Below are 24,187 nucleotides of genomic sequence, written 5' to 3' on the forward strand. Positions count from 1 at the left end.
ATCCGGCCCGACGGGTGCATCTGCGTCGGGCGGGATGCTAACGTGTGCGCATGGTGGCCGCTCTCCGGGTTGTTGCGCTGCTGCTCGCTGCCTTCTGGGCGATGCTCGGGTTCGGCGTCATCGACCTCAGTCTGCTGTTCTTCCCGAACCCGGTCTTCGCACTCGTGATGCCCCTCGAGGTCAGCTGGGGCTCCTTCGTCACCTTCTTCCTGGTGGTCCCGCTGGCGACGACCGCCGTGCGCCCCGCGGCCTTCTGGGGCGCGGCCGGCCTCGGCGTGATCGCCATCGTGGCCCTCGCCGTCGGCGCCGCGCTCATGGCCTACCCGCCGGTGCTCTGGATGATCGCGGCCGTCATCGTGACGGTCGCCGCCGTGCTGCTGCTCGGAGTGGGCGGCACGCGTCGCGGACGGATCCCCGCGGCGCCCCCGTTGTTCGGTGTGCACTGGCTGTTGCTGGTGCTCGCCCTCGCCGGGCCGTTGCTCTGGGTGCCGTACACGATCCACGCCGCGCAGTCCTTCGGCGTGCTCGTCGACGACGTGACGATGGGCATCGACCACTGGCCCGTGCAGGCCGCGGCCGGTGTCGCGGTGATGCTCGCTTCGCTCACTGCCGCGCTCGTCCCGCGGCTGCGCCGTCTCGCGGTTGTCGCCGTGGCCTTCTGCGCTGCGATGATCGGCGTCTCCGCCGCCGGTGATGCGACGACCCCAGCGGCGACGGAGACGGTGCTCTGGGCGGCGTGGTGCGTGTCGTGGGGAACGGCCGTCGCGCTGAGCGCACAGACGTTCACGGCGCAGACTTTCACCGAAGAAGCGCGCAGCGCGAGCACGCCCCGCGGAACAAAAACAGCGGGGCCGCCCGAAGGCAGCCCCGCTGTTGTGAATCGCTCTGACTAGTCGTTGCCGCGGAGGATTGCGAGCATGCGCAGGATCTCCATGTACAGCCAGATGACGGTGACCATGATGCCGAATGCGCCGGTCCACGCGTACTTGCGCGGTGCGCGGTTCTTGACGCCCTGCTGGATGAAGTCGAAGTCGAGCACCAGCGAGTAGGCACCCATGATCACGACGAGAATGCCGAGCACGACACCGACCGGGATGTTGGTTCCGGGGATGTCCATGCCGCTCAAACCGAACGGGTTGCTCACGACGCCGGTCAGGCTGAGGATGACGTTCAGCACCGAGTAGACGAGGTAGCCGACCATCGCGATCAGGAAGATCTTGGTGGCCTTTTTCGACGCCCGGATCTTGCCGCTGGCGAAAAGGGCGAGCGTCACGCCGACGACAGCGAGGGTGGCGAGAACGGCCTGGAGCACGATGCCCTCGAACTGCACCTCGTAGACGAAGGAGATCGCGCCGACGAAGACGCCCTGCGCCGCCGCGTAGGCGAGGATGAGGGCCGGCGACGGCTCCTTCTTGAAGATGTTGACCATCGCGAGCACGAAGCCGATGATGCCGGCGATCATCCAGATGGCCGGCATGGTCGGGGCGGTGACCCAACCGAGCATGGCACCCAGGACGAGCACACCGAAGGCGAAGCCCGTCTTGACGACGGTGTCTTCGACCGTCATCCGGTCGGTCTCGACGGCGCCGGCCGTCGGCCGGTTGTAGATGTCCTGCAGCTCCTCGACCGACACGGCGTTGGCGACGGACGTGTTGCCGGTGAAAGCTTGGCTGCGGAATGCGGGGTTCTCGAGTGCCATGGGATCCTCTGGGGCTCGGGGCGAAGCGCACGAGACGATCATGCCGCGTGCGGGTGCTATCCCTCTAAACTAGCGGATCTTGCTGTGCGTTGGCGGGACGTCGCGCGGGTGAGCAGGCGTGCCAACCAGGCACCGGCCAGCACCGCGGCACCGCTGATTGTGAACACCGCCCAATTTTGTTCATAGCTGGCGAACCCCACGCTGCACGCCGCCCCGACGCCGATGGGAAGGGCGAGGGTGAGCCACGCAAGCGGCGGTCGCTGGCGCACAAGCAGCCAGCCGGCCAGGAACACCGTCGAGAACACGGCGAAGTCGGCTCCGGCGAGCATCAGCCACGATACGAAGAGGCAGGGGCCGAGCGCGAGCAGCCTGCGCCAGCCGCGGGCGGGGAGCACGATCCAGCCCGCCGCCTGCAGCAGCGAGCCGACGGCCAGGAACGGCAGGCTGTACGTGCTCGTGAAGAGCACGGATGCCACGCCGACCACGATCGCGCACCCGCCGACAATCAGGCGCCAGCGGTAACCGCCCCAGCGCAGCGGCAACGCCCGTGTGGGTTCGGCGAATGGCTGAGTCTCGCTCGAGTCGAGGGGCACGGGGGATCCGGAATGCGTGGACATCGTCTCGATTGTTGCAGCGCAGCGCCTCCGCGGCCATTACCCTTGTGCCATGTCGCACGTGTCCCCGCTCATCATCGGTCACCGTGGCGCCAGCGGATACCGCCCAGAGCACACTGAGGCGGCATACCGTCTGGCGTTCGCCCTCGGCGCTGACGCCGTCGAGCCCGACATCGTCGCGACGCGCGACGGCGTGTTGGTGCTCCGGCACGAGAACGAGATCTCGGGCACGACGGATGTGGCGCGGCATCCGGAATTCGCAGGCTTGCGCACCACGAAGGTGATCGACGGCAAGGAGCTGACGGGCTGGTTCACGGAGGACTTCACCTGGGGTGAACTCCGCACGCTGCGCGCACGCGAGCGCCTGCCCAAGCTGCGCGCCGCGAACACGGCATTCGACGGTCGGTACCCGATCATGCGGCTCCGCGATCTGTTCCGGCTGATCGACGAGAGCTCGGAGGCGCTGCGGCGCAGCATCGGAATGGTCGCCGAGATCAAGCACGCCAGCTATTTCGAGTCGATCGGGCTGCCGCTCGACGAGCTCTTCGTGGCCGAACTCGATGACTCCGGTTGGAGCTCGCGCGACGGACGGCTCACGATGGAGGCCTTCGAGCTGACCGTGCTCGAGAAGCTCGCCGCGCTGGGCGCCGGCGGCAAGCGGGTGTTCCTGCTCGAATCCTCCGGCACCCCGGAGGATCAGCGCCGCGCGCACGGTGCGGCCGCGCGGAGCTACGCCGACTACGCCACGGAGGCCGGGCTCTACGCGCTCGGAGGCGTCGTGGACGGCATCAGCGTCGACCGCTCGATGATCGTGCAGCAGGATGCCGCGGGGCAGCCACAGACGAGCGACCTCGTCGACCTGGCGCACGCGGCTCGGCTCGAGGTCTACACCTGGACCCTACGTCCGGAGAACCGCTTCCTGCTGCCTGCGCATCGAATCGGCAAGGCGTCTGGCACGTTCGGCCACTGGTGGAGCGAGTTCGAGCTCGTGATGGGCACGGGGATCGACGGCGTCTTCGCCGACCACCCCGACCTCGCGGTCGCGGTGCGCGACGGGCTCCGCGACTAGGCACCCCGGTTCGGCGCCCCCACACCGGCTGGAGGGAGCGCCAGCGACCGAAGCCCTGACACGGCCGGGAACGCTCGTCTTCCACGCTGGCTGGAGGGAGCGCCAGCGACCGAAGCCCTGACACGACGAGAACGTGGAGTCAGGGTTGCCGGGGCTGCAGTCCCCGGCCGACTGCTCAGGGCTTCGCGTGCGTCGCTGCTCCTTCGTCGCGGCGCCGCTCGCTCAGCCGGCGTGGAGAGCAACGGCCCCACGCTGGCTGGAGGGAGCGCCAGCGACCGAAGCCCTGACACGACGGGAACGTGGAGTTAGGGTTGCCGGGTCTGCAGTCCCCGACCGACTGCCCAGGGCGTGGAGAGGTCCCAGAGCCCGGCGAACGGGTGCTTGTCAGCGGCCCCGCCTACACTGGAGGCAGACATGAGCACTCTCTTTGACCCCGACGAACCGACCGACTCGCGACCCATGATCGTGCACGACGGGCCGGGCGGCTTTCCGTCCTCCGGCGGAGCGAGCAACGGGTCATTCGGCGGGCCGAGCGCCGTGCCAGGCGGGCTGCCCGGCGGGGGAGCGTGGGCAGGGGGAGACAGCCTGCTCGATGGTCTGAACCCCGAACAGCGCGAAGCCGTCGAGTACCGCGGCCCCGCGCTGCTCATCGTGGCAGGAGCCGGATCGGGCAAGACGCGCGTGCTCACGCACCGCATCGCCGGGCTCATCGGCAGTCGCGAGGCCTGGCCCAGCCAGATCCTCGCCATCACCTTCACCAACAAGGCCGCCGCGGAGATGCGCGAGCGCGTCGACCAGCTGCTCGGTCAGGCGTCCAGCGGCATGTGGATCTCGACCTTCCACTCCTCCTGCGTGCGCATTCTGCGGGCAGAGGCCGAGAAGGCGGGGCTCAGCAGCAGCTTCACGATCTATGACTCAGCCGACTCGCGCAACGTCATCAAGCGCATCATCAAGGAGCTCGACGCGGACACCCTCGGGTTCACGGCCGCCGGCGTCTCCAACAAGATCTCCAAGCTGAAGAACGAGCTGGCGGATGCCGACAGCTATGCGCGCAACGCCAACCTCAGCGACCCGCAGGAGCTCATGTTCCTCGAGATCTTCCGGCAGTACACCCGCCGGTTGCGCGCAGCCCAGGCTCTCGATTTCGATGACCTCCTCGCCGAGACCGTCTTCCTGTTCCGGGCGTTCCCCGCAACGGCCGCGCTCTACCAGCGCCGCTTCCGGCACATCCTGGTCGACGAGTACCAGGACACGAACCACGCCCAGTACTCCTTCATCCGCGAGCTCACCCGGCCGATCGAGCCGCACATCGTCGCCGAGATGGCCACGGCCGGCCACCACGTGCAGTCGCTGCGCGACGCCAACGGCGGTATCCCCGGGGCCTCGCTCACCGTCGTGGGTGACTCCGACCAGTCGATCTACGCCTTCCGCGGCGCCGACATCCGCAACATCGTCGAGTTCGAGCGCGACTACCCTGGCGCAAAGGTCGTGCTGCTTGAGCAGAACTACCGCTCGACGCAGAACATCCTGAGTGCGGCGAACTCCGTCATCGCCAACAACTTCGACCGCAAAGACAAGAAGCTCTGGACGGCCGTCGGCGACGGGGCCAAGATCATTGGCTACACGGGGTATTCCGGTCACGACGAGGCGCAGTTCATCGCCGACGAGATCGAGAAGCTGCACGGCGAGGGCGTCGCATACCGCGACATCGCCGTGTTCTACCGCACCAACGCACAGACTCGTGCGCTGGAGGAGATCTTCGTGCGCTCCGCGCTGCCATACCGTGTGGTCGGCGGCACCAAGTTCTACGAACGGGCCGAGATCAAGGACGCGATGGCATACCTCATCGCCGTCGCGAACCCCGCGGACGAGCTCGCGCTCCGCCGCATCCTGAACACCCCCAAGCGCGGCATCGGCCCGGCCACCGAGACGCAGCTCGCGAGCTTCGCCGAGGCCAACGGCATCAGCTTCCGCCAGGCGATGCGCGACGCGGGCAGCCTCGGCATGGGGCCCAAGGTCACCGGTGCGATCCTGCAGCTGGCGAAGCTCCTCGACGAGGCCGCGCTCATGCTCGACCCCGCGAACCCGGCCGGCGCCGCCAAGGTCAGCGATGTGCTCGGCTTCCTGCTCAGCGAGAGCACCCTGCTCGAGACGCTGCGCAACAGCCGCGACCCGCAGGACGAGACACGCGCCGAGAACGTCGAGGAACTTCTCGCCCAGACCAAGGACTTCGTCAAGGAGAACCCGGATGCCGGCCTGATCGACTTCCTCACCCAGGTGTCGCTCGTTGCCGCCGCCGACGACCTCGACGATTCCAGCGGAACCGTCTCCCTGATGACGCTGCACACGGCGAAGGGCCTCGAGTACGACTCGGTGTTCCTGACCGGCATCGAAGAAGGTCTGCTGCCCCACCAGATGTCGGCGGGCGAGCCAGGAGGGCCGGCCGAGGAACGCCGTCTGTTCTACGTCGGCATCACCCGTGCCCGCAAGCGGCTCTACCTCTCGCTCGCGATGACGCGCGCTCAGTTCGGTGAGACCAACGTCGCGATGCCGAGCCGCTACCTCCAGGAGATCCCAGGGGATCTGATCGAGTGGCGCCAGTCGCCAGGCATGGCGAACTCGCGCGGCGGAACCCAGCCTCGTGCGCTCAATGCCCGCCGCGACGGCTACGGCTCGCGCGGCACCGGCTCCGATCGCTTCGGTGGCGAGCTGCCGCCTGCGCCGAAGCCGAAGACCGAATGGGCCAACCGGGTCACCGCGCAGGTGCGCGACAACGGTGACCTGACGCTGCAGTCAGGTGACCGCATCCGCCACGTCGACTTCGGCGACGGCCGCGTGAACCAGGTGACGGGCGAGGGAACCAAGCGGGTCGCCCACGTACAGTTCGACAAAGCCGGCGCCAAGAAGCTGCTGATCAAGATCGCCCCGATTGAGAAATTGTGATCGGTCGACGAGTAGACGAGTAGACCAGTAGTCCAGTGACCGTGGGAGAACCGCAGCGGCCGCAGTCGTTGTCAGAACGGCTGCGCTCGCTGACCGCGCTCGACATCGAGGTGGCGAGCCGAGCCGCGCTGGCGGTGGCGGTACCGCTGTTCGTGCTGCTCGCGCTCGACCGGATCGACCTCGCCGCCTACGCATCGTTCGGGGCGATGACGGCACTGTACGGCCGGAGCGAGCCGTACCGCCTCCGCCTGCGGAGCGTGAGTATCGCCGCCGTGGGCCTCGTCCTGAGTGTGGCGCTCGGGACGACCCTCGCGGCGACGGGCGCACCGCTCTGGATGACCGCGCTCTCGCTCGTCGTGGTGATCGTCTGCGGTCTGGTGGCGGCCGCCGTCTTCGGCCTGTTCCCGCCGACGCCGCTGTTCTTCGTCTTCGGTCTGCTGGTCTGTGCGGCCGTGCCGACGCCGAGCGGAGAGCTCGCGCTCCGCATCGGAATCGCGGTCTGTTCGGCCCTCTTCGCCCTGGCGGTCACGATGTCCGGGTGGCTCCTGCGCCGAGCCGCGGGCAGGAGGCATGCTGACTGGTTCAAGTCGTTGCCCCGGTCGCCGCGCATCCGCTGGTCGGCCGCGCGCGAGCCGCAGCTGTGGTTGGCGGTCGTCCAGAACGTGGTGGGTGCCCTGCTGGCCGGTGCGCTCGCGATGGCGCTCGGTATCGGGCATCCGTACTGGGCCGTCGTCAGCGTCGTTGCCGTCATCCCACCACCCCACGCCCGGCATTCGATCTCGCGCGCCCTGCACCGCATCGTGGGGACGGCACTCGGTGTGCTCGTGACCGGTCTGCTGTTGTTCCCGGAGCCGCCACCGCTCGTCATTCTGATCGCGGTCGTCGTCGCGCAGTTCGCGGCCGAGATCCTCGTCGCCCGCAACTACGGCGCAGCACTGGTCTTCGTGACACCCCTCGCGCTCGGCGTTGCACATCTGGCGAGCCCGCTGCCGGTCAGCACCCTGCTCATCGACAGGCTGGTCGAGACGGCCCTCGGCGCCGCCATCGGGCTGCTCCTCGTGCTCGCGGCCCGGTGGCTGTCCGCGCGTGGACGGGATTCGTAGCCAGCACGAGGCGTTGCCATGGCCGGATCGGCGTTCTGGCGAAGTGCGCTCGGAACTCGGGGTATCGTAGTGAGAGTGCGTGAAAATAACTTTCGCGCATACGCATGAGCTTGGATACTATTTTCAATTCGCAATCACGGGCTTCGGCCCATCAATGAGGAGACTGCTATGAAAAAGCGTTACCTGCCGCTCGCCATCCTGGCGACGGCTGCACTGAGTCTGACTGCTTGTTCTTCCGGAACCACCGGCGGAAGTGGCACTGACGCCACGGGTCAAACCCTTGATGTTTGGATCATGCAGGGTACGAACACCGAATCTGATGAGTTCTTCGACCGCGTTGGTGAAGAGTTCACGAAGGAGACCGGGGCGAAGCTCAACGTTGAGATGGTGCAGTGGGCAGACGCTCACGACCGCTTCGTCACGGCGATCGCCGGTGGCACGACGCCCGACGTCGCCGAGACCGGCACGACGTGGACCGCTGAGTTCGCCGAGTCCGGCGCCCTCGCCCCGATCGGCGACTACGTCACCGAGGCCGGCCTCGACGGCGCGCTCGTCGAGGGCCTGGTCGAGGCGGGAACGCTCGACGACACCCTCTACGGCATGCCGTGGTACGCCGGTGTGCGCTCCGTGATCTACCGCACCGACATCTTCGAAGCAGCCGGCATCGCCGTGCCGACGAACTGGGCCGAGTTCCAGGGCGCCGTCACCGCGCTCAAGGCGAGCAACCCCGACATCATTCCGTTCCCCGTTGCCGGTGACGCAGAGCAGCTCACCTACCCGTGGGTATGGGGCGCAGGTGGCGAAGTTGCCACGAAGAAGGGCGACACCTGGACCTCGGGTCTGGACAGCGCGAAGTCGCAGGCCGGAATCAAGTTCTACACCGACCTCGCACTCGAGCAGGGCTCGTCGACCGCCGGCGCAACCACGTGGAAGGAGACCGACGTCCTCGACAACTTCGCCCAGGGCAAGGTCGGCATGGCCGTCATGGGTTCGTGGACTCCCGCGACCATCCTCGACAAGAACCCGGAGCTGGAAGGCAAGATCGGCTCGTTCCCGATCCCCGGCCAGACCGAGGGCATCAGCCCGTCGATGCTCGGTGGCTCGCACCTCAGCATGTTCGAGTCCAGCGAGAACAAGGACCTCGCGTGGACGTTCATGAACATGATGACCACCGGCGAGTTCGCCACCGAGTGGGCAACCCAGAGCGGTTACTTCCCGGGCGAGACCACGGCACTCGACGCAACAGTCGCCAGCGCCGATGAGATCACCAAGGCCTTCGCCACGCAGATGGTCGACGGCGGCGCTTCGCTCCCCGTCACGCCGAAGTTCGGTGCCGTGCAGGCCAAGAAGACCACCAACACGATGATCCAGTCGATTCTCTCTGGCGAGAAGACCGTGGAGCAGGCGTCAGCCGATGCCGCTGCCGAGATGACCGCCATCCTCAACGAGAAGTAAGAAGACACACTCGATGACCACCACGATTCAGTCGCCGGCCGCCGTTGGAACCTCGCGTTCCGCGGCGGCCGGAGGCCCCGGCCCTCGGCGGCGCAGGGCGATCACGATCGCCGCCGCCCGGCCGTGGCTCCTGCTCGCGCCGGCACTGATCGTGCTGGCCGTCCTTCTCCTCTGGCCGCTCGTCCGCGTCCTGATCTTCTCCCTCCAGGATTACGGACTGCGCGAGATCGTCAGCGGAGACACGAACTTCATCGGCGTCGACAACTACGTCGAGGCTCTCACCGATCCCCAGCTGTGGTCGGTCGTTCTGCCCAACACCGTCATCTTTGCCGTGCTCGCCGTCGTGTGCACCGTTGTGCTCGGCACGCTCGTCGCCATTCTGATGACCAACCTCTCTGCGCTCTGGCGCACGGTGGTCGGCAGCGCGATCATGGTCGCGTGGGCCATGCCCGCCGTGACCGGCACCTACGTTTGGGTGTGGATCTTCGACGCCGACAACGGCATCGTGAACCAGCTCCTCATGGGCGCGGGGCTGATGGACGAACCGTTCAACTGGTTCACCAACCGGTGGAGCTTCTACCTGATCGTCCTCATCAACGTCGTGCACCACGGATTCCCGTTTGTGGCGATCACGGTGATGGCCGGCCTGCTCGGCGTCTCCAAGGAAATGCTGGAGGCTGCCCAGATGGACGGCGCAGGCCCCATCCGCCGCTTCTTCCAGATCACCTTCCCCTCGCTCAAGCAGGTCTTCACCGTGGTCATCATCCTGTCCACGATTTGGGACTTCAAGGTGTTCGGGCAGGTCTATCTGATGCCGGGAGGCTCCGGCACCAACCGCAGTGTGCTCAACCTGGGCGTCTGGTCGTACGTCGAATCGTTCGGTCAGAACCGGTACGGATTCGGTTCCGCTATCGCCGTGCTTCTCACCCTGGTGCTGCTGGTGATCACGATCATCTACATTCGGGTGCTCATGAAGGAGGACGAACTGTGAGCCGGAAAATCACCGCTGCGCGCGTTCGCCGCAACGTCATCGTCGGCGTGCTCGTCGCGCTGCTCCTGATCTTCACGCTGTTTCCCGCCTACTGGATGATCTCGAGCGCATTCGACCCGAATGCCGCGAGCGGAGCTCGCGGACTCATCCCCGCCGAGTTCACCCTCGACCACTTCATCTACGTCCTCAACGACGGCGGATTCGCGGTCTTCCTGCGCAACTCCCTGCTCGTCGCCGTCGCCGTTGTGCTGTGCAGTGCCGTGCTGTCGTTGCTCGCCTCGGTCGCCGTGGCGCGCTTCCGCTTCAAGTTCCGTACCTCGATGCTGCTCATGATCCTCATCGTGCAGATGGTGCCGATGGAAGCCCTCGTGATTCCGCTGTTCGTGCAGGTCCGCGACCTGCACCTGCTCAACACGCTGCTCGGCCTCATCATCGTCTACGTCACCATCTCCCTCCCGTTCGGGATCTGGATGCTGCGCGGCTTCGTCGCCGCGGTCCCGGTCGAGCTCGAAGAGGCCGCGTTCCTGGACGGCGCGAGCTGGTGGCGGATGTTCCGCTCCGTCCTGCTCCCGCTCGTGATGCCCGGTCTCGTCGCCACCAGCGTGTTCAGCTTCATCACCGCCTGGAACGAGTTCATCTTCGCGATGACGATGCTCGGCGGTGCCAGCGAGAAGTACACAGTCGCCATCGGTTTGAAGCAGTTCTTCGGTGAGAACTCGAACGACTGGGGCAGCATCATGGCGGCCTCGACGCTCATCACCCTGCCCGTGATGATCTTCTTCATCATCGTTCAGGGCAAGCTCTCCTCCGGCCTCGTCGCGGGAGCGGTGAAGGGATGAGCGACGCGACGACCACGTCGGATCTGGAGATCCTCGAAGCGGTCAACGGTGTCATCCTTCCCGGCTTCTTCGGCACCGAGCTGCCGCAGTGGCTGGCCGATGCACTCGACGACGGTGTTGCCGGCGTCGTCTATTTCGGTCAGAACATCTCCGCACGAACCGGGGAACTCTCCGAGGCGATCCGCGCGCACCGCGCGAATGCGCTCATTGCGACGGACGAGGAGGGCGGCACGGTCACCCGACTGGAGTCTGTTCACGGTTCGACGGTTCCAGGGCCGGCGCAGCTTGGCGTGCTGAATGACGCCGAACTCAGCAGAACGGTGGGCGCCGCGATCGCGGCCAGGGCCAACGCCGTCGGCATCAACCTTGTCTTCGGCCCGGTCGCCGACGTGAACACCAACCCGGCGAACCCCGTCATCGGAGTGCGCTCGTTCGGAACCGGCGCTGCGTCGGTCGCCACCCACGTCGCAGCGACAGTGCGCGGCATCCAGGCATCTGGCGCCGTCGCTGCGTGCGCCAAGCACTTCCCGGGGCACGGTGACACCCATTCCGACTCGCACCTCGCCCTGCCCGAGCTGGGCATCGCGGTCGGCGAGATCGAAGACGTGCACTTTGAGCCCTTCCGGGCAGCAATTGCCGCCGGTGTACGAACCATCATGACCGCACACATTCGGGTTCCGGCATGGGGGGAAGCACCGGCGACGCTCAATCCCGTCATTCTGGGCAAGCTCCGCGCCCTGGGCTTCGACGGCGTCATCGTGACCGACGCGCTCGACATGGCGGCGATCCGAGAGAGCGTCGGCGCAGGCCCAGGTGCCGTTGCGGCGATTCAGGCCGGCGCCGATCTGCTCTGCATCGGCAACCCGCAAACCAACCTCGGCGGTTCGGGCGAGCCAGACGCCGACCGGCAGGACTATCTCGAGGTACGCGACGCGCTGATGGCGGCCGTCGCATCGGGCGAGCTCGAGCTCGGCCAGCTGCGCCGCGCGGCCGACCGGGTCCGCGTGCTTGCGACCGAACTTGAGGCCGCGGGCAGCCCCGGCCTGTCCCAGGCAGAGCCCGACTGGGCAGCCGTCACCGCAGCGGCGATCGGCATCCACGGCGAGGTGGCGCGGTCCGGTGAGCGGCTCTCCCTGCTCGACCTGCGCGCCCGCGCCACCCTGGCCGTTGCCAACGAGTCCGACGCGTTCCGGCTCGCGTTCTCGGCGCACCGCGCACTTGAGACGCCGGCCAGGATGACGCAGCGGGCTGTCGGCTCGCTCGACTACCTCGATGACGTGCTCGGCGATGTCCGCGACGACGACGATCTCGTCGTTCTCGTTGACCGCATCGGTGTCCCGGGGAGTCAGCGCGAGGCTCTCGCGCATCTCGCCGTGTCCCGACCCGACGCGGTCGTCGTCAATGTCGGGGTGGTCCCCGGCGACGACTATCGGAGTGCCCTGGACCGAATCGACGCCCGTGCCAGCTCGGCGTTGTCGGCCGGTCTCGTCGCCGAGCTCATCTGCGCTGGAGCCACAGCGTGATCATCATCTCGCTCCAGTCGGGCACGAGTGCCGATGGGATCGACGTCGCCGTGGTCGAAGCGATCACGAGCGGCGATCCGGTCGCTCCCGAGCTCACCCTCGTCTCCCGGTGGACCCGCACGATCGACTGGGAACCGGAGCTGCGCGCCCGGATCCTCGCATACGCCGACGGCGAGTTGCTTGACGCCGGCGCACACACGGCGCTCACGACGGCGATCGGGCACGGCTTCGCCGCCGCGGCGGCCACCGCGATCTCCGAGTCCGGTCTCGCGCCAGACCTCGTCGTCTCCCACGGCCAGACCGTGTTCCACTGGGTCGAAGACGGGCACGCGCTCGGCACCCTCCAGCTGGGTGAGCCGTCATGGATCGCCGAGGCCACCGATGCCCCCGTGCTGAGCAATCTGCGCGCCGCAGACATCGCAGCGGGGGGTCAGGGTGCGCCGCTCATGGGGTTGTTCGACGCGGCGTTCTTCGGCCCCGCCGTCGATGTCGCCTCGCTCAACCTCGGTGGGATCGCGAACCTGCAGCTCCTCCGCCCCGATGGCTCCGCTCTCGCATTCGACTCGGGCCCCGCGAACGTGCTGATCGACGCGACCGTCGCAGAGCACTCCGGCGGTGCGCTCGGCTTCGACCGTGACGGGGCCATTGCCGCTGCAGGCACAGTCCACGACGGCGTGCTCGCGGCGCTGCTCGAGCACCCGTATCTCGAACAGGCTGTGCCCAAGAGCACTGGCCGCGAGACGTTCACGCTGGCCATCGTTCGCGCCGCAGAAGCGACCGCAGGGGTGCGCCTCGAACTCCCGGACCTGATCGCGACGCTCACTCGCTACACGGCTGTCACCGTCGCGGATGTGCTGCACCGCACAGGGCCAGAGGTTCGCACGGTTGTCGCCTCGGGCGGCGGTGTGCTGAATCCCAGCCTGATTCGAGAACTCTCCGACGCCCTGGCCCGCGACGGGGTGAGCCTGCGCACGAGTGATGAGCTCGGCATCGACCCCGAGTTCAAGGAGTCGCTGCTGTTCGCGTTCCTCGGCTTCTGCTCGTGGCACCGCATCCCGGTGAGCCTCGTCCAGGGAATCGCCAGAATCGCCGGCGTGATCAGCCCGGCACCGCGCGGTTTCACCCTGCCTGCACCGCTCAACGGGATCTCCCGGTTGAGTCTGGTCGCCGCACAGCACCCAGCCGGAGAACACCGTGTCGACTGAACCGCGCTACCTGGCGGTGGATCTGGGCAAGACGTCCTGCCGCGTCCGGCTGTTCGACGGCAGCGGCGTGATTGCCGAGGAGAGCGGACCCGGTGCCCCCGGCGTCGCCGATCGCGATGGGGTGGCCCTGTCTGCTGCCGCGATTCGCGTTCCCTTCCTCCGCCTTCCCGCCGCCGAGCTCGCTGGGCTGGCCGGCGTCGGAATCGGCGCCGCCGGGGTTGAGGCCGCTGGCATCATCGCGCGGGATCTCGTCGCGGAGGTGCGCGCGTTCACCGGTGCTCCTGTTGCCCTCATCAACGACGCCCTCGCCGCACACGCCGGCGCGTTCGATGGCGGTGCCGGCGTCATCCTGATCATTGGCACCGGTGCGATCGCCTACGCGGTCGCCGACGATGGGGCAACGCGCCAGATCGACGGCTGGGGGCCGTGGCTCGGAGACGAGGGAAGCGGACGCTGGATCGGCCAGGAGGGACTCGTCGCCGCGCTGCGCGACCTCGATGGTCGCGGGCCGGCCACCGCACTGACGGCCCGCGCCCGCGCTCTGGTCGGCGACCTCGCCGCGATGCCCGCATGGGTGAGCGCCGAGGGCAACCCGGCCCGTCGACTCGGACGGTTCGCCCCCGATGTGCTCGACGCTGCCGTTCACGGCGACGCGATCGCCAGAGACATCGTCACGCGCGCCTGCAACGCGCTTGTCGCGACCGCACGCGCCGCGGGATCCGCCGAGATCGCCGTCTGGGGCGGCGTCGCCGCGCACCCCTATTTTTCCGCCGAGCTGAACGCAACCTTCGCGGACGCCGGCATCACCATCATCCCGTCTCGCGGGACTGCTCTTGACGGATCAGCGCTCATCATCACGCGCACCGACCTGGGCTATGAAGAGAGGATCATCCGTGGATAGCTCGAACTCGCCCGAGGACCGGGAGCAGCTGCGCGACTTCCTCGGTACGTTGCCGACCGAGACGGTCGGTGAGCGCTACCCCGATCTCGACCTGCTGACCGACGCCGAACTCGTGCACGCAATGATCGAGAGTGAGCGTGCCGTTGCCGACGCGGTCGCCGCCCAGAGTGCTCAGATCACGGCGGCCCTTGCTGGGATCGTCGACGGCATGGCGCGCGGTGGTCGGCTCATCTACATGGGTGCCGGGACCGCCGGACGCATGGGAATCCTCGATGCGAGTGAGGCCCCGCCGACGTTCGGCATCTCCGGTGACCTCATTGTCGGCAGGATCGCCGGGGGCGAGACGGCGATTCACACCGCCGTCGAGAACGCCGAGGACGACGCGGATTCTGGTGCCAAGGATGTCGATGGACTCGAGCTGGGACCGAACGACACCCTTGTCGGCATCTCCGCCTCCGGGCGTACCCCGTACGTCGTCGGCGCGCTGAACCGGGCACGTGAGCGCGGTTCATTCACCGTCGCGCACTCCTGCAACCCGAACTCGGCGATCGGTGCCGCGGCGCACATTGCGATCGAAACGGAGGTCGGCCCTGAACTTCTCACCGGTTCGACTCGACTCAAGTCGGGTTCGGCGCAGAAACTCGTGCTCAACACACTGAGCACGGGCGCCATGGTGCGCGCGGGCAAGGTCTACCGTAACCTTATGGTTGACCTTCGAGCGACGAACGAGAAGCTGCGCGCGCGCAGCGAACGAACCGTCATCCTCGCCACCGCGGTGGAGCCCGCGATTGCGGCGGCGTCGTTGGAGGCGACCGGCGGCTGGGTCAAGGCCGCGATTCTGGCGATCGAGGCCGGCATTCCGGCGGCGACCGCCGTGGCAACACTTGAAGGCAATGGTGGCTACCTGCGCGCCGCGATCAGAGAGACGACAACGAACTAGTGCGCGCACTCACGAGGATTCAAGGCTCGCTCGACCGCTTCAGCGCCGCAGAGGCCAGGGTCGCGCGGGCAATCCTCGCGGATCCACGCATCGTCGTTGACAATCCGATCAACGTCGTCGCGGACATGTGCGGGACGTCGGCGGCGACCGTTGCGCGGTTCTGCCAGGGCCTCGGCTACTCGGGGTACCGCGAGTTCCGATTCGACCTCGTCGGCACGACAAGCCGCGACCAGGCCGACCTCGACCGATCCAACGTGCTGACCGGCGACATCGACCCGGCGGACACCGTCGCCGATGTCGCGGCGAAGGTGCTCTTTCAGGAGACCCAGGCGATCGAGCACACACTGCGTGAGCTCGACCTCGACGCGGTCGACCGCATCCGCGATGCTCTCGTCCTCGCCCCCGATGTCGTCATCGCCGGTTTCGGCTCGTCCGGCCTCACCGCGCGCGACCTCACCATGAAGCTGCAGCGCATCGGTCGCCGGAGTTCCTACCATCCAGACGTGCACCTTGCGCTCTCGGCGACGGCGCTGCTTGGCCCCGGAGGAGTCTTCGTCGCGGTGTCGCACTCCGGTGGCACGCCGGAGATCCTCGGCCTGCTGCGCGAGGCCAAGCTGACCGGTGCGACGACCGTCGGGATCACCAATGACCCCGGGTCGCCGATGGCGGAGCTGTGCGACATCGTGCTCACCACGCAGGCACGCGAGAACGCGTTCCGCTCCGGCGCGACGGCGAGCCGGACAGCGCAACTCGCCGTGACCGATGTGCTCTTCGTGCGACTCGCACAGAGCCTCTTCGACACGATGACCGACTCGCTCAACCTGACCAGGGACGCGGTGATCCGGCACCGCGACGATCCGGAACAGCTCAGGCGCGCCGGGGTGCAGCGCCCGTCCTGATTCGCGACCGCGGTGACCTGCCGATGCCGGCACGGTCGGCGATGCCCGCTTTAGCCCGCGTCGTTGCCCGCGCGGCGTAGACGCCGAACGGCGGCCCGCGGCGCCGACTGGTTCTGCCACTCCTCATAGCTGTGCGGCCGCCCGATGGGGCAGACGCAGCCGACGTGGATGGGATCCCCGGTCCGGCTGCTGACGTAGCTCTCCAGGTGGGGCGCCACCTGGCGCGCCGTCGTGCGCGGCACGTGGCGGCGTCCTGAATCTCTGCGCGTGCTCACTGCGATTCCTCACTCTCTGGTCGATGCACCGTTGAGTGCGTCCACTGGGGAGACGCCGGATGGCCGGATTCATGACGCCGCTTCGTGAAGTTTTCATCGGAACCGGCGCTCGATCGTGACGGGGTAGGCTTGACTACGGCCAGTGTGTCTTGACGTCGAGCTAGTCTGCGTCGGAACGCTGTTGCCACACCCTCAAACCATGCAGGAACGCTGAGCGCGGATTGGAAGAGCAGCGTGGATCTTTACGAGTACCAGGCCCGAGACCTATTTGAAAAGTACGAGGTCCCGGTACTCCCGGGTATCGTCGCGGACACTCCGGAGGAGGTGCGTGCAGCAGCCGAGAAGCTCGGCGGCGTCGTCGTTGTGAAGGCCCAGGTCAAGACCGGCGGTCGCGGCAAGGCCGGCGGCGTCAAGGTCGCCAAGAACCCGGATGAGGCAGAAGCGGCCGGCCGCGACATCCTCGGCCTCGACATCAAGGGCCACGTCGTCAAGCGTGTCATGGTCGCAGCTGGTGCGCGCATCAAGGAGGAGTACTACTTCTCCGTGCTGCTCGACCGGGCAAACCGCTCCTACCTCTCCCTCTCCAGCTTCGAAGGTGGCATGGAGATCGAGCAGCTGGCCGAGGAGCGCCCCGAGGCCCTCGCCCGCATCGAGGTGAACCCGGCATCTGGCATCGACCTGGCCAAGGCCACCGAGATCGCCATCGCCGCGAAGTTCCCGGCCGAGATCGTCGACAAGGTCGCCGAGGTCTTCGTCAAGCTCTACGCCGTGTACGTCGGCGAAGACGCCACCCTGGTCGAGGTGAACCCGCTTGTGCTCACCGAAGACGGCGAGATCATCGCCCTCGACGGCAAGGTCACGCTCGACGAGAACGCCGACTTCCGTCACCCGCACCACGCGCTGCTGGAAGACAAGGCTGCTGCCGACCCGCTCGAGGCGAAGGCCAAGGCTGCCGACCTCAACTACGTCAAGCTCGACGGCTCCGTCGGCGTCATCGGCAACGGTGCCGGCCTCGTGATGTCGACGCTCGACGTCGTCGCTTACGCCGGTGAGAACCACGGCGGCGTGAAGCCGGCCAACTTCCTCGACATCGGCGGCGGAGCTTCCGCCGAGGTGATGGCGGCCGGCCTCGACGTGATCCTCGGCGACCCGCAGGTCAAGTCGGTCTTCGTCAACGTCTTCGGCGGCATCACCGCCTGTGACGCCGTGGCCAAGGGCATCGTCGGCGCACTCGCCGAGCTCGGCTCCGCCGCGAACAAGCCCCTCGTCGTGCGCCTCGACGGCAACAACGTCGACGAGGGCCGCCGCATCCTCAACGAGGCGAACCACCCGCTGGTCACCCTCGCCGCCACCATGGACGAGGGCGCCGACAAGGCCGCCGAGCTCGCCAACGCCGCCGCGTAGCCCGCGATCTGACGGATAAGGAAAAGTAATGTCTATCTTCCTCAACAAGGATTCCAAGGTCATCGTGCAGGGCATCACCGGCGGTGAGGGCACCAAGCACACCGCCCTCATGCTGAAGGCCGGCACCCAGGTCGTCGGTGGCGTCAACGCCCGCAAGGCAGGCACCACCGTCCTCCACACCGACGCTGCTGGCAACGCCGTCGAGCTGCCGGTGTTCGCCAGCGTGGCCGAGGCCATGGAGAAGACCGGCGCCGACGTGTCGATCGCCTTCGTGCCGCCGGCATTCACCAAGGACGCCGTCGTCGAGGCCATCGACGCCGAGATCCCGCTGCTCGTGATCATCACCGAGGGCGTGCCGGTGCGCGACTCGGCCGAGTTCTGGGCTCACGCCCAGGAGAAGGGCAATAAGACCCGGATCATCGGCCCGAACTGCCCCGGCATTATCACCCCCGGTGAGGCCCTCGTCGGCATCACCCCGGCGAACATCACCGGCAAGGGCCCGATCGGCCTCGTCTCGAAGTCGGGCACCCTGACCTACCAGATGATGTACGAGCTGCGCGACCTTGGCTTCTCGACCGCCATCGGCATCGGCGGCGACCCCATCATCGGCACGACGCACATCGACGCACTCGCGGCGTTCGAGGCTGACCCGGAGACCAAGGCCATCGTCATGATCGGCGAGATCGGCGGCGACGCCGAGGAGCGCGCGGCCGAGTTCATCAAGGCGAACGTCACCAAGCCGGTCGTCGGCTACGTCGCCGGCTTCACCGCACCGGAGGGCAAGACCATGGGCCACGCCGGCGCCATCGTCTCCGGCTCCGCCGGAACCGCGCAGGCCAAGAAGGAGGCCCTCGAGGCCGCCGGTGTCAAGGTCGGCAAGACGCCGTCCGAGACCGCCGCCCTGCTGCGCGAGGTCTACGCAGCCCTCTAGGAGGCGTCACGACGAGTCAGAAGGCCCGTTCCGCGTGCGGAGCGGGCCTTCTGCGTGCCGCAACGCAAACTCCCCATGTCGCTCGGGCCGCTGCGTCACTACAGTGGGGGCAGCGGTACTCGAAGGGGGCGTCATGACACGCAGAACGAAGGCAGAGCTGGAGGCGCTCGTCGCCGCCCTCGAGGGCGAGAACGCGGCGCTCAAAGCCGGCGGCAGCGGCGCCGACGCAACGGCGACGGATGTCATCATCCCGGCGACCCCGCTCGGCGTCACCGTGCACCGGCGTAGCCGGTGGTGGGCCGTGCTCTCGAGCACGCTCATCATCCTCGGACTCCTGCTCGCCCCTATCGCGGTGGTCTCCAGCTGGGCGAAGGTGCAGCTCAGCAGCACCGACCAGTTCGTGGCGACCTTCGCCCCGCTCGCGGACGACCCCGCCGTGCAGAGCTACGTCTCGGATCAGGTCGTCACGGTGATCGAAGAGCAGATCGACATCCCGGCCATCACGGCCGACCTCTTCGATGGGCTGGCACAGCTCGATCTGCCGCCGCGTGCGGCATCCGCGCTGGCCCTGTTGGAAGCGCCGGCCGCCGCCGGCGTGCAGAACCTCGTCTCGACGGCCGTTGACCGACTCGTGGCGTCCGATGCGTTCAGCGATGTCTGGGCACAGGCGCTCCGCGTCAGCCACCGTCAGCTCACGGCCACCCTGCAGGGCGAGGCGGACGCGGCCTTGTCGATCAGCGGAGGCGGGGAGCTCGGAGTGCAGCTCGGGCCGATCATCGAGGAGGTCAAGAAGCGGCTCGTCGACCAGGGCTTCGGCTTCGCGTCGAACATCCCCGTCGTCGAACGCACAATCGTCATCGCCACCGCCGATGCCTTCACCACGGCCCAGCTCGTCTACGGGATCGCGATCGCGGTCGGCACCTGGCTCCCGATCATCGCGCTCGTGCTCTTGGCCGCTGGCGTTCTCGTCGCCAAGCGCAAGGTACGAGCGCTGGTCGCGACGTCGATCGCCCTCGGCGTTGTGATGCTGGTTCTGGCCGCCGGATACGGCATCGCCAACATCTTCTTCATCGCCTCCGTCTCGCCCGACCTCATGCCGAGCAACGCCGCGCAGGTGATCTACGACCAGGTGATCGAGTTGATGCGCTCGACGACGACCGCGATGACCGTGCTTGCATTCACGGTCGCGCTGATCGCATGGTTCAGCGGGCCGTTCGCGCCGGCGGTGAAGCTCCGGGGCTTCATCGGCGCTGGACTCGACTCGGTGCGCAGTGCGGCCGATCAGCGCGGAATCAGCACGGGCGGCTTCGGCGTGTTCCTCTACAAGCAGCGCGTGCTCGTCCGCGTGCTCATCGGTGTGGTCGCCTCGGCGGTGCTGCTCCTCTCCCGCCCGCTGAGTGGCGCGACGATCGTGTGGACCGCGGTCATCGCCCTCCTCGCGGTGCTGGTGGCTGAGCTGCTGCAGCGACGAGAACTGCTGGCCGATGACGCCGGCGGCGACGAGGCAGAGGCGCCTGCGGCGGAGACGACGGGGGAGACGCCAGGCGAGGACGACACCGTGACAGAGGTCGTTGTCACAGAAGTCACCAGTGACAAGTTGTCCTGAGCGAGGCATACTCGGCTCATGGAAACCATTCTGATCGGTTACCTCGTCAGCTTCGGCGTGGTCATGGGTGTCTTCGGCATCGCCTGCCTCGTCGCGCTGGCGAAGTCGCCGTACGGCAAGAAGTAGCGCGACGCGCAACGTCGCGAAGGGCGGCAGCCCATCGCGTCGTCTCAGGGACCGCCAGCGATGCTTGCACTGCATTCACGATGGCGCAGGTAGGCTCGTGAGCGCATGAACCGCATAACCATCGCCCTGCTCGCCGCGCTCGAAGCGGTCATCGCCGTTGCCATCGGACTCGGCATCGCCCTCGTGCCCTTGACGATCCTGTGGGCGACGCAGAACGGCCTGAGCACCGACTGGACCGTGTTCTGGCGGGCCGCATCCGATGTCTGGCTGCTCGGCCACGGCGTCGACCTCACGATCACGCTCCCAACGGCCTTCGTCGCATCCCTCGCCCTACCGGGGGCGGATGCCGCGTTCACGCTCTCCATCGCCCTCCTCGGCTTCTCCGTGCTGACCATCGTGCTCGGCATCGGCGCCGGCCGCAGGGCGGCGCACTCTGCACACCCCATGCAGGCCGCCGTGATCGTCGTGGCCGTGTTCTGGCTGCTCGCGGCGCTCATCGCCGTGAGTGCCGGACACCCGCTCGCCGTTCCGGCGCCGACGCAGGCCCTGATGCTGCCCGGACTCATCTACGCGGCATCCGTGGTCATCGGGCTCGCCAGCTCACGGCGCCCCGTGCTCGGCGCGTTCGGCCAGACGGTCTCGCGTGGCGTTCTCGAGTGGGTGCGGCAGCTCCCGCCGCTCGTTCCGCAGACGATTGCCGCCGGGCTGCGCGGCGGAACCATCGCGGCCGCCGTCGTCGTCGCGGCCGGCGGCCTGCTGCTGACGTTCTCGCTGCTCACGAGCTACGCCACGGTGATCGGCCTGTATGAATCGCTCCAGGCCGGGGCGCTCGGCGGCATCGTCCTCACTGTCATGCAGCTGGCGCTGCTGCCCAACGCCGTCATCTGGGCAGCCAGCTGGGTGGTCGGGCCCGGCTTCGCCGTCGGCATCGGCACGAGTGTCTCGCCCGGCGCCACCGTGCTCGGCCCGGTTCCCGGGCTGCCGCTGCTCGCCGCACTGCCCGACGGCCAGGCGAGCTTCGGCTTCCTCGTGCTGCTCGTTCCGATCCTGGCCGGCTTCGCCGTCGGCGTCCTGCTCCGCCAGCGGATGCCGCAGCAGCAGCCGGGCTGGAAGATCCTGCTCGCCCACGGTCTCGCCGCCGGGCTCAGCGCCGGCGTGATCCTGGGGCTCCTCGCCTGGTTCTCCGCCGGTGCAGGCGGGCCGGGGCGCCTGCAGGAGCTCGGGCCGAACCCGCTGCTCGTGGCGGTCTTCGCCGCGCTCGAGGTCGGTGCCGCCGCTCTGCTCGGACTGTTCACCGGCTCTGTCGTGGCCAAGCGACCCGCTCGCGTGGCGCAGGTGGCAGCCGACTCGCTGAACGAGTAAGCGGCAGGCGGTAGGCTCGACTCGTGCTGAAGCTCGTCGTCTTGATCTCCGGAACCGGATCGAACCTCCGGGCACTGCTCGAAGCCACACAGTCTGAGGACTACGGCGCCCGCGTCGTCGCCATCGGTGCCGACCGCGACGCCGACGGCCTCGCCCTCGGCGAAGAGTTCGGCATCCCGACCTTCACGGTGCCGTTCACCGCCTTCGATGACCGTGCGTCCTGGGGCGATGAACTGCTCGCCCAGGTGCAGCTGTGGGAGCCGGACCTCGTCGTGCTCAGCGGACTCATGCGCCTGGTGCCGCCGCGCTTCGTCGCGGCGCTCACCCCCAACCTGCTGAACACCCACCCTGCCTATCTCCCAGAATTCCCGGGGGCCCACGGGGTTCGCGACGCGATCGACGCCGGTGTCGATCAGAGCGGCGCGAGCCTCATCATCGTCGACAACAGCGTCGACGGCGGGCCCATCGTGGCGCAGGAGCGCGTGAGAGTGCTGCCCGGTGACACCGAGCACGATCTGCACGAGCGCATCAAACCCGTCGAGCGTCGCCTGTTGATCCAGGCAGTGCGCGACTTAGCCGACGGCCACGTCAACCTCAAGGAGTTCACGCAATGAGCGGCCCCAGCCACGACCCATCCCTCTTCCGCCCGCGCGACGTCGTCACCGTGCGCCGCGCACTGCTCTCGGTGAGCGACAAGACCGATCTGCTCGATCTGGCAGCGGCGCTTGCGGCATCCGGTGTCGAGATCGTCTCGACCGGCTCGACCGCGTCGACCATCCGTGATGCGGGCTTCGCGGTGACGGATGTCGCCAACGTGACCGGCTTCGCCGAGGCCCTCGACGGCCGCGTCAAGACGCTGCACCCCTCCGTACACGCCGGCCTGCTTGCCGACCTGCGCCTCGAGTCGCACGAGGCGCAGCTGCTCGAACTCGGCATCGCCCCGTTCGAGCTCGTCGTCGTCAACCTCTACCCCTTCGCCGAGACGGTCGCCTCCGGTGCCCCGGCCAGCGACGTCGTCGAGCAGATCGACATCGGCGGGCCCGCCATGGTGCGCGCGTCGGCCAAGAACCACGCCAACGTCGCGATCGTCGTCTCGCCGACGAACTACCCGCAGATCATCGCCGCGCTGCAGGCCGGTGGGACGACGCTCGCCCAGCGCCAGGCGCTGGCCGCCGAGGCGTTCCGCCACACCGCCACCTACGACGTGAACGTCGCGTCGTGGATCGGCAACGTCGTCGCCCCCGACGACGAGGGTACCGGCTTCCCCGGCTGGATCGGCGCGACCTGGACCCGCCAGCAGAGCCTGCGCTACGGCGAGAACTCGCACCAGAAGGCCGCCCTCTACCGCAACCGCGAGGGCGGCGGCATCGCCCAGGCCGAGCAGCTGCACGGCAAGGAGATGTCGTACAACAACTTCGTCGACGCCGACGCCGCCGTGCGTGCAGCCTACGACTTCGCCGAGCCGGCCGTCGCCATCATTAAGCACGCGAACCCGTGCGGCATCGCCGTCGGGGCCGCGGATGCCGCCGACCCCATCGCATCGGCGCACGAGCGCGCCCACGCCTGCGACCCCGTGTCGGCATTCGGCGGCGTCATCGCCGCCAACCGCACCGTCACCGCCGAGATGGCCCGCACCGTGAGCGGCATCTTCACCGAGGTGCTCGTCGCCCCCGGTTTCGAGCCGGAGGCCGTCGAGATCCTCACCGCCAAGAAGAACATCCGTCTGCTCCAGCTCCCGGCCGACTACCGCCCGATCGCGACCGAGATCCGCCAGGTCTCCGGCGGTCTGCTGATGCAGCAGGCCGACTCCTTCGCCGACTTCAGCTCGGCCGGCTGGACCCTCGCCGCCGGCGAGGAGGCATCCGCCGAGACCCGCGCGGACCTCGAGTTCGCCTGGCGCGCCTGCCGCGCGGTGAAGTCGAACGGCATCCTGCTCGCGTCAGGCGGCGCCTCCGTCGGTGTCGGCATGGGCCAGGTCAACCGCGTCGACTCGTGCCACCTCGCCGTGAGCCGCGCCGGTGAGCGCGCGAGCGGTTCGGTCGCGGCATCCGACGCCTTCTTCCCCTTCGCCGACGGCCTGCAGGTGCTGCTCGACGCCGGGGTCACGGCCGTCGTGCAGCCGGGCGGTTCTGTGCGCGACGACGAGGTCATCGCCGCGGCGACGGCCGCAGGCGTCACCATGTACTTCACGGGCGAGCGCCACTTCTTCCACTAGGAGATCAGCTCGGTGCAGAGTGACCGGATGCCGCAGCACGCGGCATCCGGTCATTCTTTCTGTTGGGCGAGCTAGCGATAGTCTCGC

General features: G+C 68.0%; 20 protein-coding genes. 18 read left to right on the top strand and 2 right to left on the bottom strand.

The features are described from left to right. Positions 1-50 precede the first annotated feature (50 nt). Positions 51-893, top strand: a complete 843-nt coding sequence (locus EV379_RS02535) for a hypothetical protein (RefSeq protein WP_130504759.1) — start codon at positions 51-53, stop codon at positions 891-893. Here the strand turns inward: EV379_RS02535 and EV379_RS02540 are convergent. Both EV379_RS02540 and EV379_RS02545 read right to left on the bottom strand, forming a co-directional pair. Continuing rightward, positions 890-1,699 carry a Bax inhibitor-1/YccA family protein gene (locus EV379_RS02540; protein ID WP_130504760.1) on the bottom strand — a complete coding sequence of 270 codons (810 nt, stop codon included), beginning with the start codon at positions 1,697-1,699 and terminating at the stop codon, positions 890-892. The genes EV379_RS02535 and EV379_RS02540 overlap by 4 nt on opposite strands. A 56-nt stretch (positions 1,700-1,755) precedes the next feature. Beyond that, positions 1,756-2,316 (bottom strand): hypothetical protein, encoded by a 561-nt coding sequence (locus EV379_RS02545; RefSeq protein ID WP_242616199.1) that lies wholly within the window; start codon positions 2,314-2,316, stop codon positions 1,756-1,758. Between the two features lie 49 nt (positions 2,317-2,365). On the opposite strand from EV379_RS02545, the gene EV379_RS02550 reads away from it, so the two are divergent. The 17 genes from EV379_RS02550 (at position 2,366) to purH (ending at position 24,100) form a co-directional block, all read left to right on the top strand. Continuing rightward, entirely contained in the window at positions 2,366-3,382 is a 1,017-nt protein-coding gene (locus EV379_RS02550; protein ID WP_130504761.1) for a glycerophosphodiester phosphodiesterase family protein, read from the top strand. 414 nt (positions 3,383-3,796) lie between these two features. Then, the gene (locus EV379_RS02555) at positions 3,797-6,325 is read left to right on the top strand and encodes an ATP-dependent helicase (RefSeq protein WP_130504762.1); all 2,529 of its coding nucleotides are present in this window, start codon (positions 3,797-3,799) and stop codon (positions 6,323-6,325) included. A gap of 35 nt (positions 6,326-6,360) precedes the next feature. After that, positions 6,361-7,428, top strand: a complete 1,068-nt coding sequence (locus tag EV379_RS02560) for an FUSC family protein (protein ID WP_242616200.1) — start codon at positions 6,361-6,363, stop codon at positions 7,426-7,428. A gap of 294 nt (positions 7,429-7,722) precedes the next feature. Further along, a complete protein-coding gene (locus tag EV379_RS02565; protein ID WP_341273521.1) occupies positions 7,723-8,883 on the top strand; it encodes a sugar ABC transporter substrate-binding protein in 1,161 nt (386 codons plus the stop codon). 13 nt (positions 8,884-8,896) lie between these two features. Continuing rightward, complete coding sequence (locus EV379_RS02570) at positions 8,897-9,874, top strand: carbohydrate ABC transporter permease (RefSeq protein ID WP_130504764.1); 978 nt, start codon at positions 8,897-8,899, stop codon at positions 9,872-9,874. Beyond that, entirely contained in the window at positions 9,871-10,713 is an 843-nt protein-coding gene (locus EV379_RS02575; RefSeq protein ID WP_242616201.1) for a carbohydrate ABC transporter permease, read from the top strand. Before EV379_RS02570 ends, EV379_RS02575 begins: the two co-directional genes overlap by 4 nt. Further along, positions 10,710-12,236, top strand: coding sequence for a glycoside hydrolase family 3 N-terminal domain-containing protein (locus EV379_RS02580; protein WP_130504765.1), 1,527 nt, complete (start codon positions 10,710-10,712; stop codon positions 12,234-12,236). The genes EV379_RS02575 and EV379_RS02580 overlap by 4 nt, the downstream gene beginning before the upstream one ends. After that, positions 12,233-13,441: an anhydro-N-acetylmuramic acid kinase gene (locus EV379_RS02585; RefSeq protein WP_165397269.1), complete on the top strand. Its 1,209-nt coding sequence runs from the start codon at positions 12,233-12,235 to the stop codon at positions 13,439-13,441. Before EV379_RS02580 ends, EV379_RS02585 begins: the two co-directional genes overlap by 4 nt. Beyond that, entirely contained in the window at positions 13,431-14,342 is a 912-nt protein-coding gene (locus EV379_RS02590; RefSeq protein WP_130504767.1) for an N-acetylglucosamine kinase, read from the top strand. Before EV379_RS02585 ends, EV379_RS02590 begins: the two co-directional genes overlap by 11 nt. Continuing rightward, positions 14,335-15,282 carry an N-acetylmuramic acid 6-phosphate etherase gene (gene murQ, locus EV379_RS02595; RefSeq protein ID WP_207226183.1) on the top strand — a complete coding sequence of 316 codons (948 nt, stop codon included), beginning with the start codon at positions 14,335-14,337 and terminating at the stop codon, positions 15,280-15,282. The genes EV379_RS02590 and murQ overlap by 8 nt, the downstream gene beginning before the upstream one ends. After that, positions 15,282-16,181: a MurR/RpiR family transcriptional regulator gene (locus EV379_RS02600; RefSeq protein WP_130504769.1), complete on the top strand. Its 900-nt coding sequence runs from the start codon at positions 15,282-15,284 to the stop codon at positions 16,179-16,181. The genes murQ and EV379_RS02600 overlap by 1 nt, the downstream gene beginning before the upstream one ends. Before the next feature lie 509 nt (positions 16,182-16,690). Continuing rightward, positions 16,691-17,860, top strand: a complete 1,170-nt coding sequence (gene sucC / locus EV379_RS02605; RefSeq protein ID WP_130504770.1) for an ADP-forming succinate--CoA ligase subunit beta — start codon at positions 16,691-16,693, stop codon at positions 17,858-17,860. A gap of 28 nt (positions 17,861-17,888) precedes the next feature. Then, the gene (gene sucD, locus EV379_RS02610; RefSeq protein ID WP_130504771.1) at positions 17,889-18,791 is read left to right on the top strand and encodes a succinate--CoA ligase subunit alpha; all 903 of its coding nucleotides are present in this window, start codon (positions 17,889-17,891) and stop codon (positions 18,789-18,791) included. Positions 18,792-18,924: 133 nt separating this feature from the next. Further along, on the top strand, positions 18,925-20,397 hold the full coding sequence (locus tag EV379_RS02615; RefSeq protein ID WP_130504772.1) for a hypothetical protein: 1,473 nt from the start codon (positions 18,925-18,927) through the stop codon (positions 20,395-20,397). Between the two features lie 231 nt (positions 20,398-20,628). Further along, on the top strand, positions 20,629-21,885 hold the full coding sequence (locus tag EV379_RS02620; protein WP_130504773.1) for a cell division protein PerM: 1,257 nt from the start codon (positions 20,629-20,631) through the stop codon (positions 21,883-21,885). Positions 21,886-21,908: 23 nt separating this feature from the next. Next, the gene (purN, locus tag EV379_RS02625) at positions 21,909-22,499 is read left to right on the top strand and encodes a phosphoribosylglycinamide formyltransferase (RefSeq protein WP_130504774.1); all 591 of its coding nucleotides are present in this window, start codon (positions 21,909-21,911) and stop codon (positions 22,497-22,499) included. After that, positions 22,496-24,100: a bifunctional phosphoribosylaminoimidazolecarboxamide formyltransferase/IMP cyclohydrolase gene (purH, locus tag EV379_RS02630; protein WP_130504775.1), complete on the top strand. Its 1,605-nt coding sequence runs from the start codon at positions 22,496-22,498 to the stop codon at positions 24,098-24,100. Before purN ends, purH begins: the two co-directional genes overlap by 4 nt. Positions 24,101-24,187: the final 87 nt, after the last annotated feature.

Origin of the sequence: Microterricola gilva, assembly GCF_004217495.1 — a bacterium.
GTDB lineage: Bacteria > Actinomycetota > Actinomycetes > Actinomycetales > Microbacteriaceae > Microterricola > Microterricola gilva.

Coding starts and splice junctions, on each gene's coding strand:
- EV379_RS02535 (WP_130504759.1), top strand. CDS start 51: ATGGTGGCCGCTCTCCGGGTTGTTGCGCTGCTGCTCGCTGCCTTCTGG.
- EV379_RS02540 (WP_130504760.1), bottom strand. CDS start 1,699: ATGGCACTCGAGAACCCCGCATTCCGCAGCCAAGCTTTCACCGGCAAC.
- EV379_RS02545 (WP_242616199.1), bottom strand. CDS start 2,316: ATGTCCACGCATTCCGGATCCCCCGTGCCCCTCGACTCGAGCGAGACT.
- EV379_RS02550 (WP_130504761.1), top strand. CDS start 2,366: ATGTCGCACGTGTCCCCGCTCATCATCGGTCACCGTGGCGCCAGCGGA.
- EV379_RS02555 (WP_130504762.1), top strand. CDS start 3,797: ATGAGCACTCTCTTTGACCCCGACGAACCGACCGACTCGCGACCCATG.
- EV379_RS02565 (WP_341273521.1), top strand. CDS start 7,723: ATGCAGGGTACGAACACCGAATCTGATGAGTTCTTCGACCGCGTTGGT.
- EV379_RS02570 (WP_130504764.1), top strand. CDS start 8,897: ATGACCACCACGATTCAGTCGCCGGCCGCCGTTGGAACCTCGCGTTCC.
- EV379_RS02580 (WP_130504765.1), top strand. CDS start 10,710: ATGAGCGACGCGACGACCACGTCGGATCTGGAGATCCTCGAAGCGGTC.
- sucD (WP_130504771.1), top strand. CDS start 17,889: ATGTCTATCTTCCTCAACAAGGATTCCAAGGTCATCGTGCAGGGCATC.
- EV379_RS02615 (WP_130504772.1), top strand. CDS start 18,925: ATGACACGCAGAACGAAGGCAGAGCTGGAGGCGCTCGTCGCCGCCCTC.
- EV379_RS02620 (WP_130504773.1), top strand. CDS start 20,629: ATGAACCGCATAACCATCGCCCTGCTCGCCGCGCTCGAAGCGGTCATC.
- purH (WP_130504775.1), top strand. CDS start 22,496: ATGAGCGGCCCCAGCCACGACCCATCCCTCTTCCGCCCGCGCGACGTC.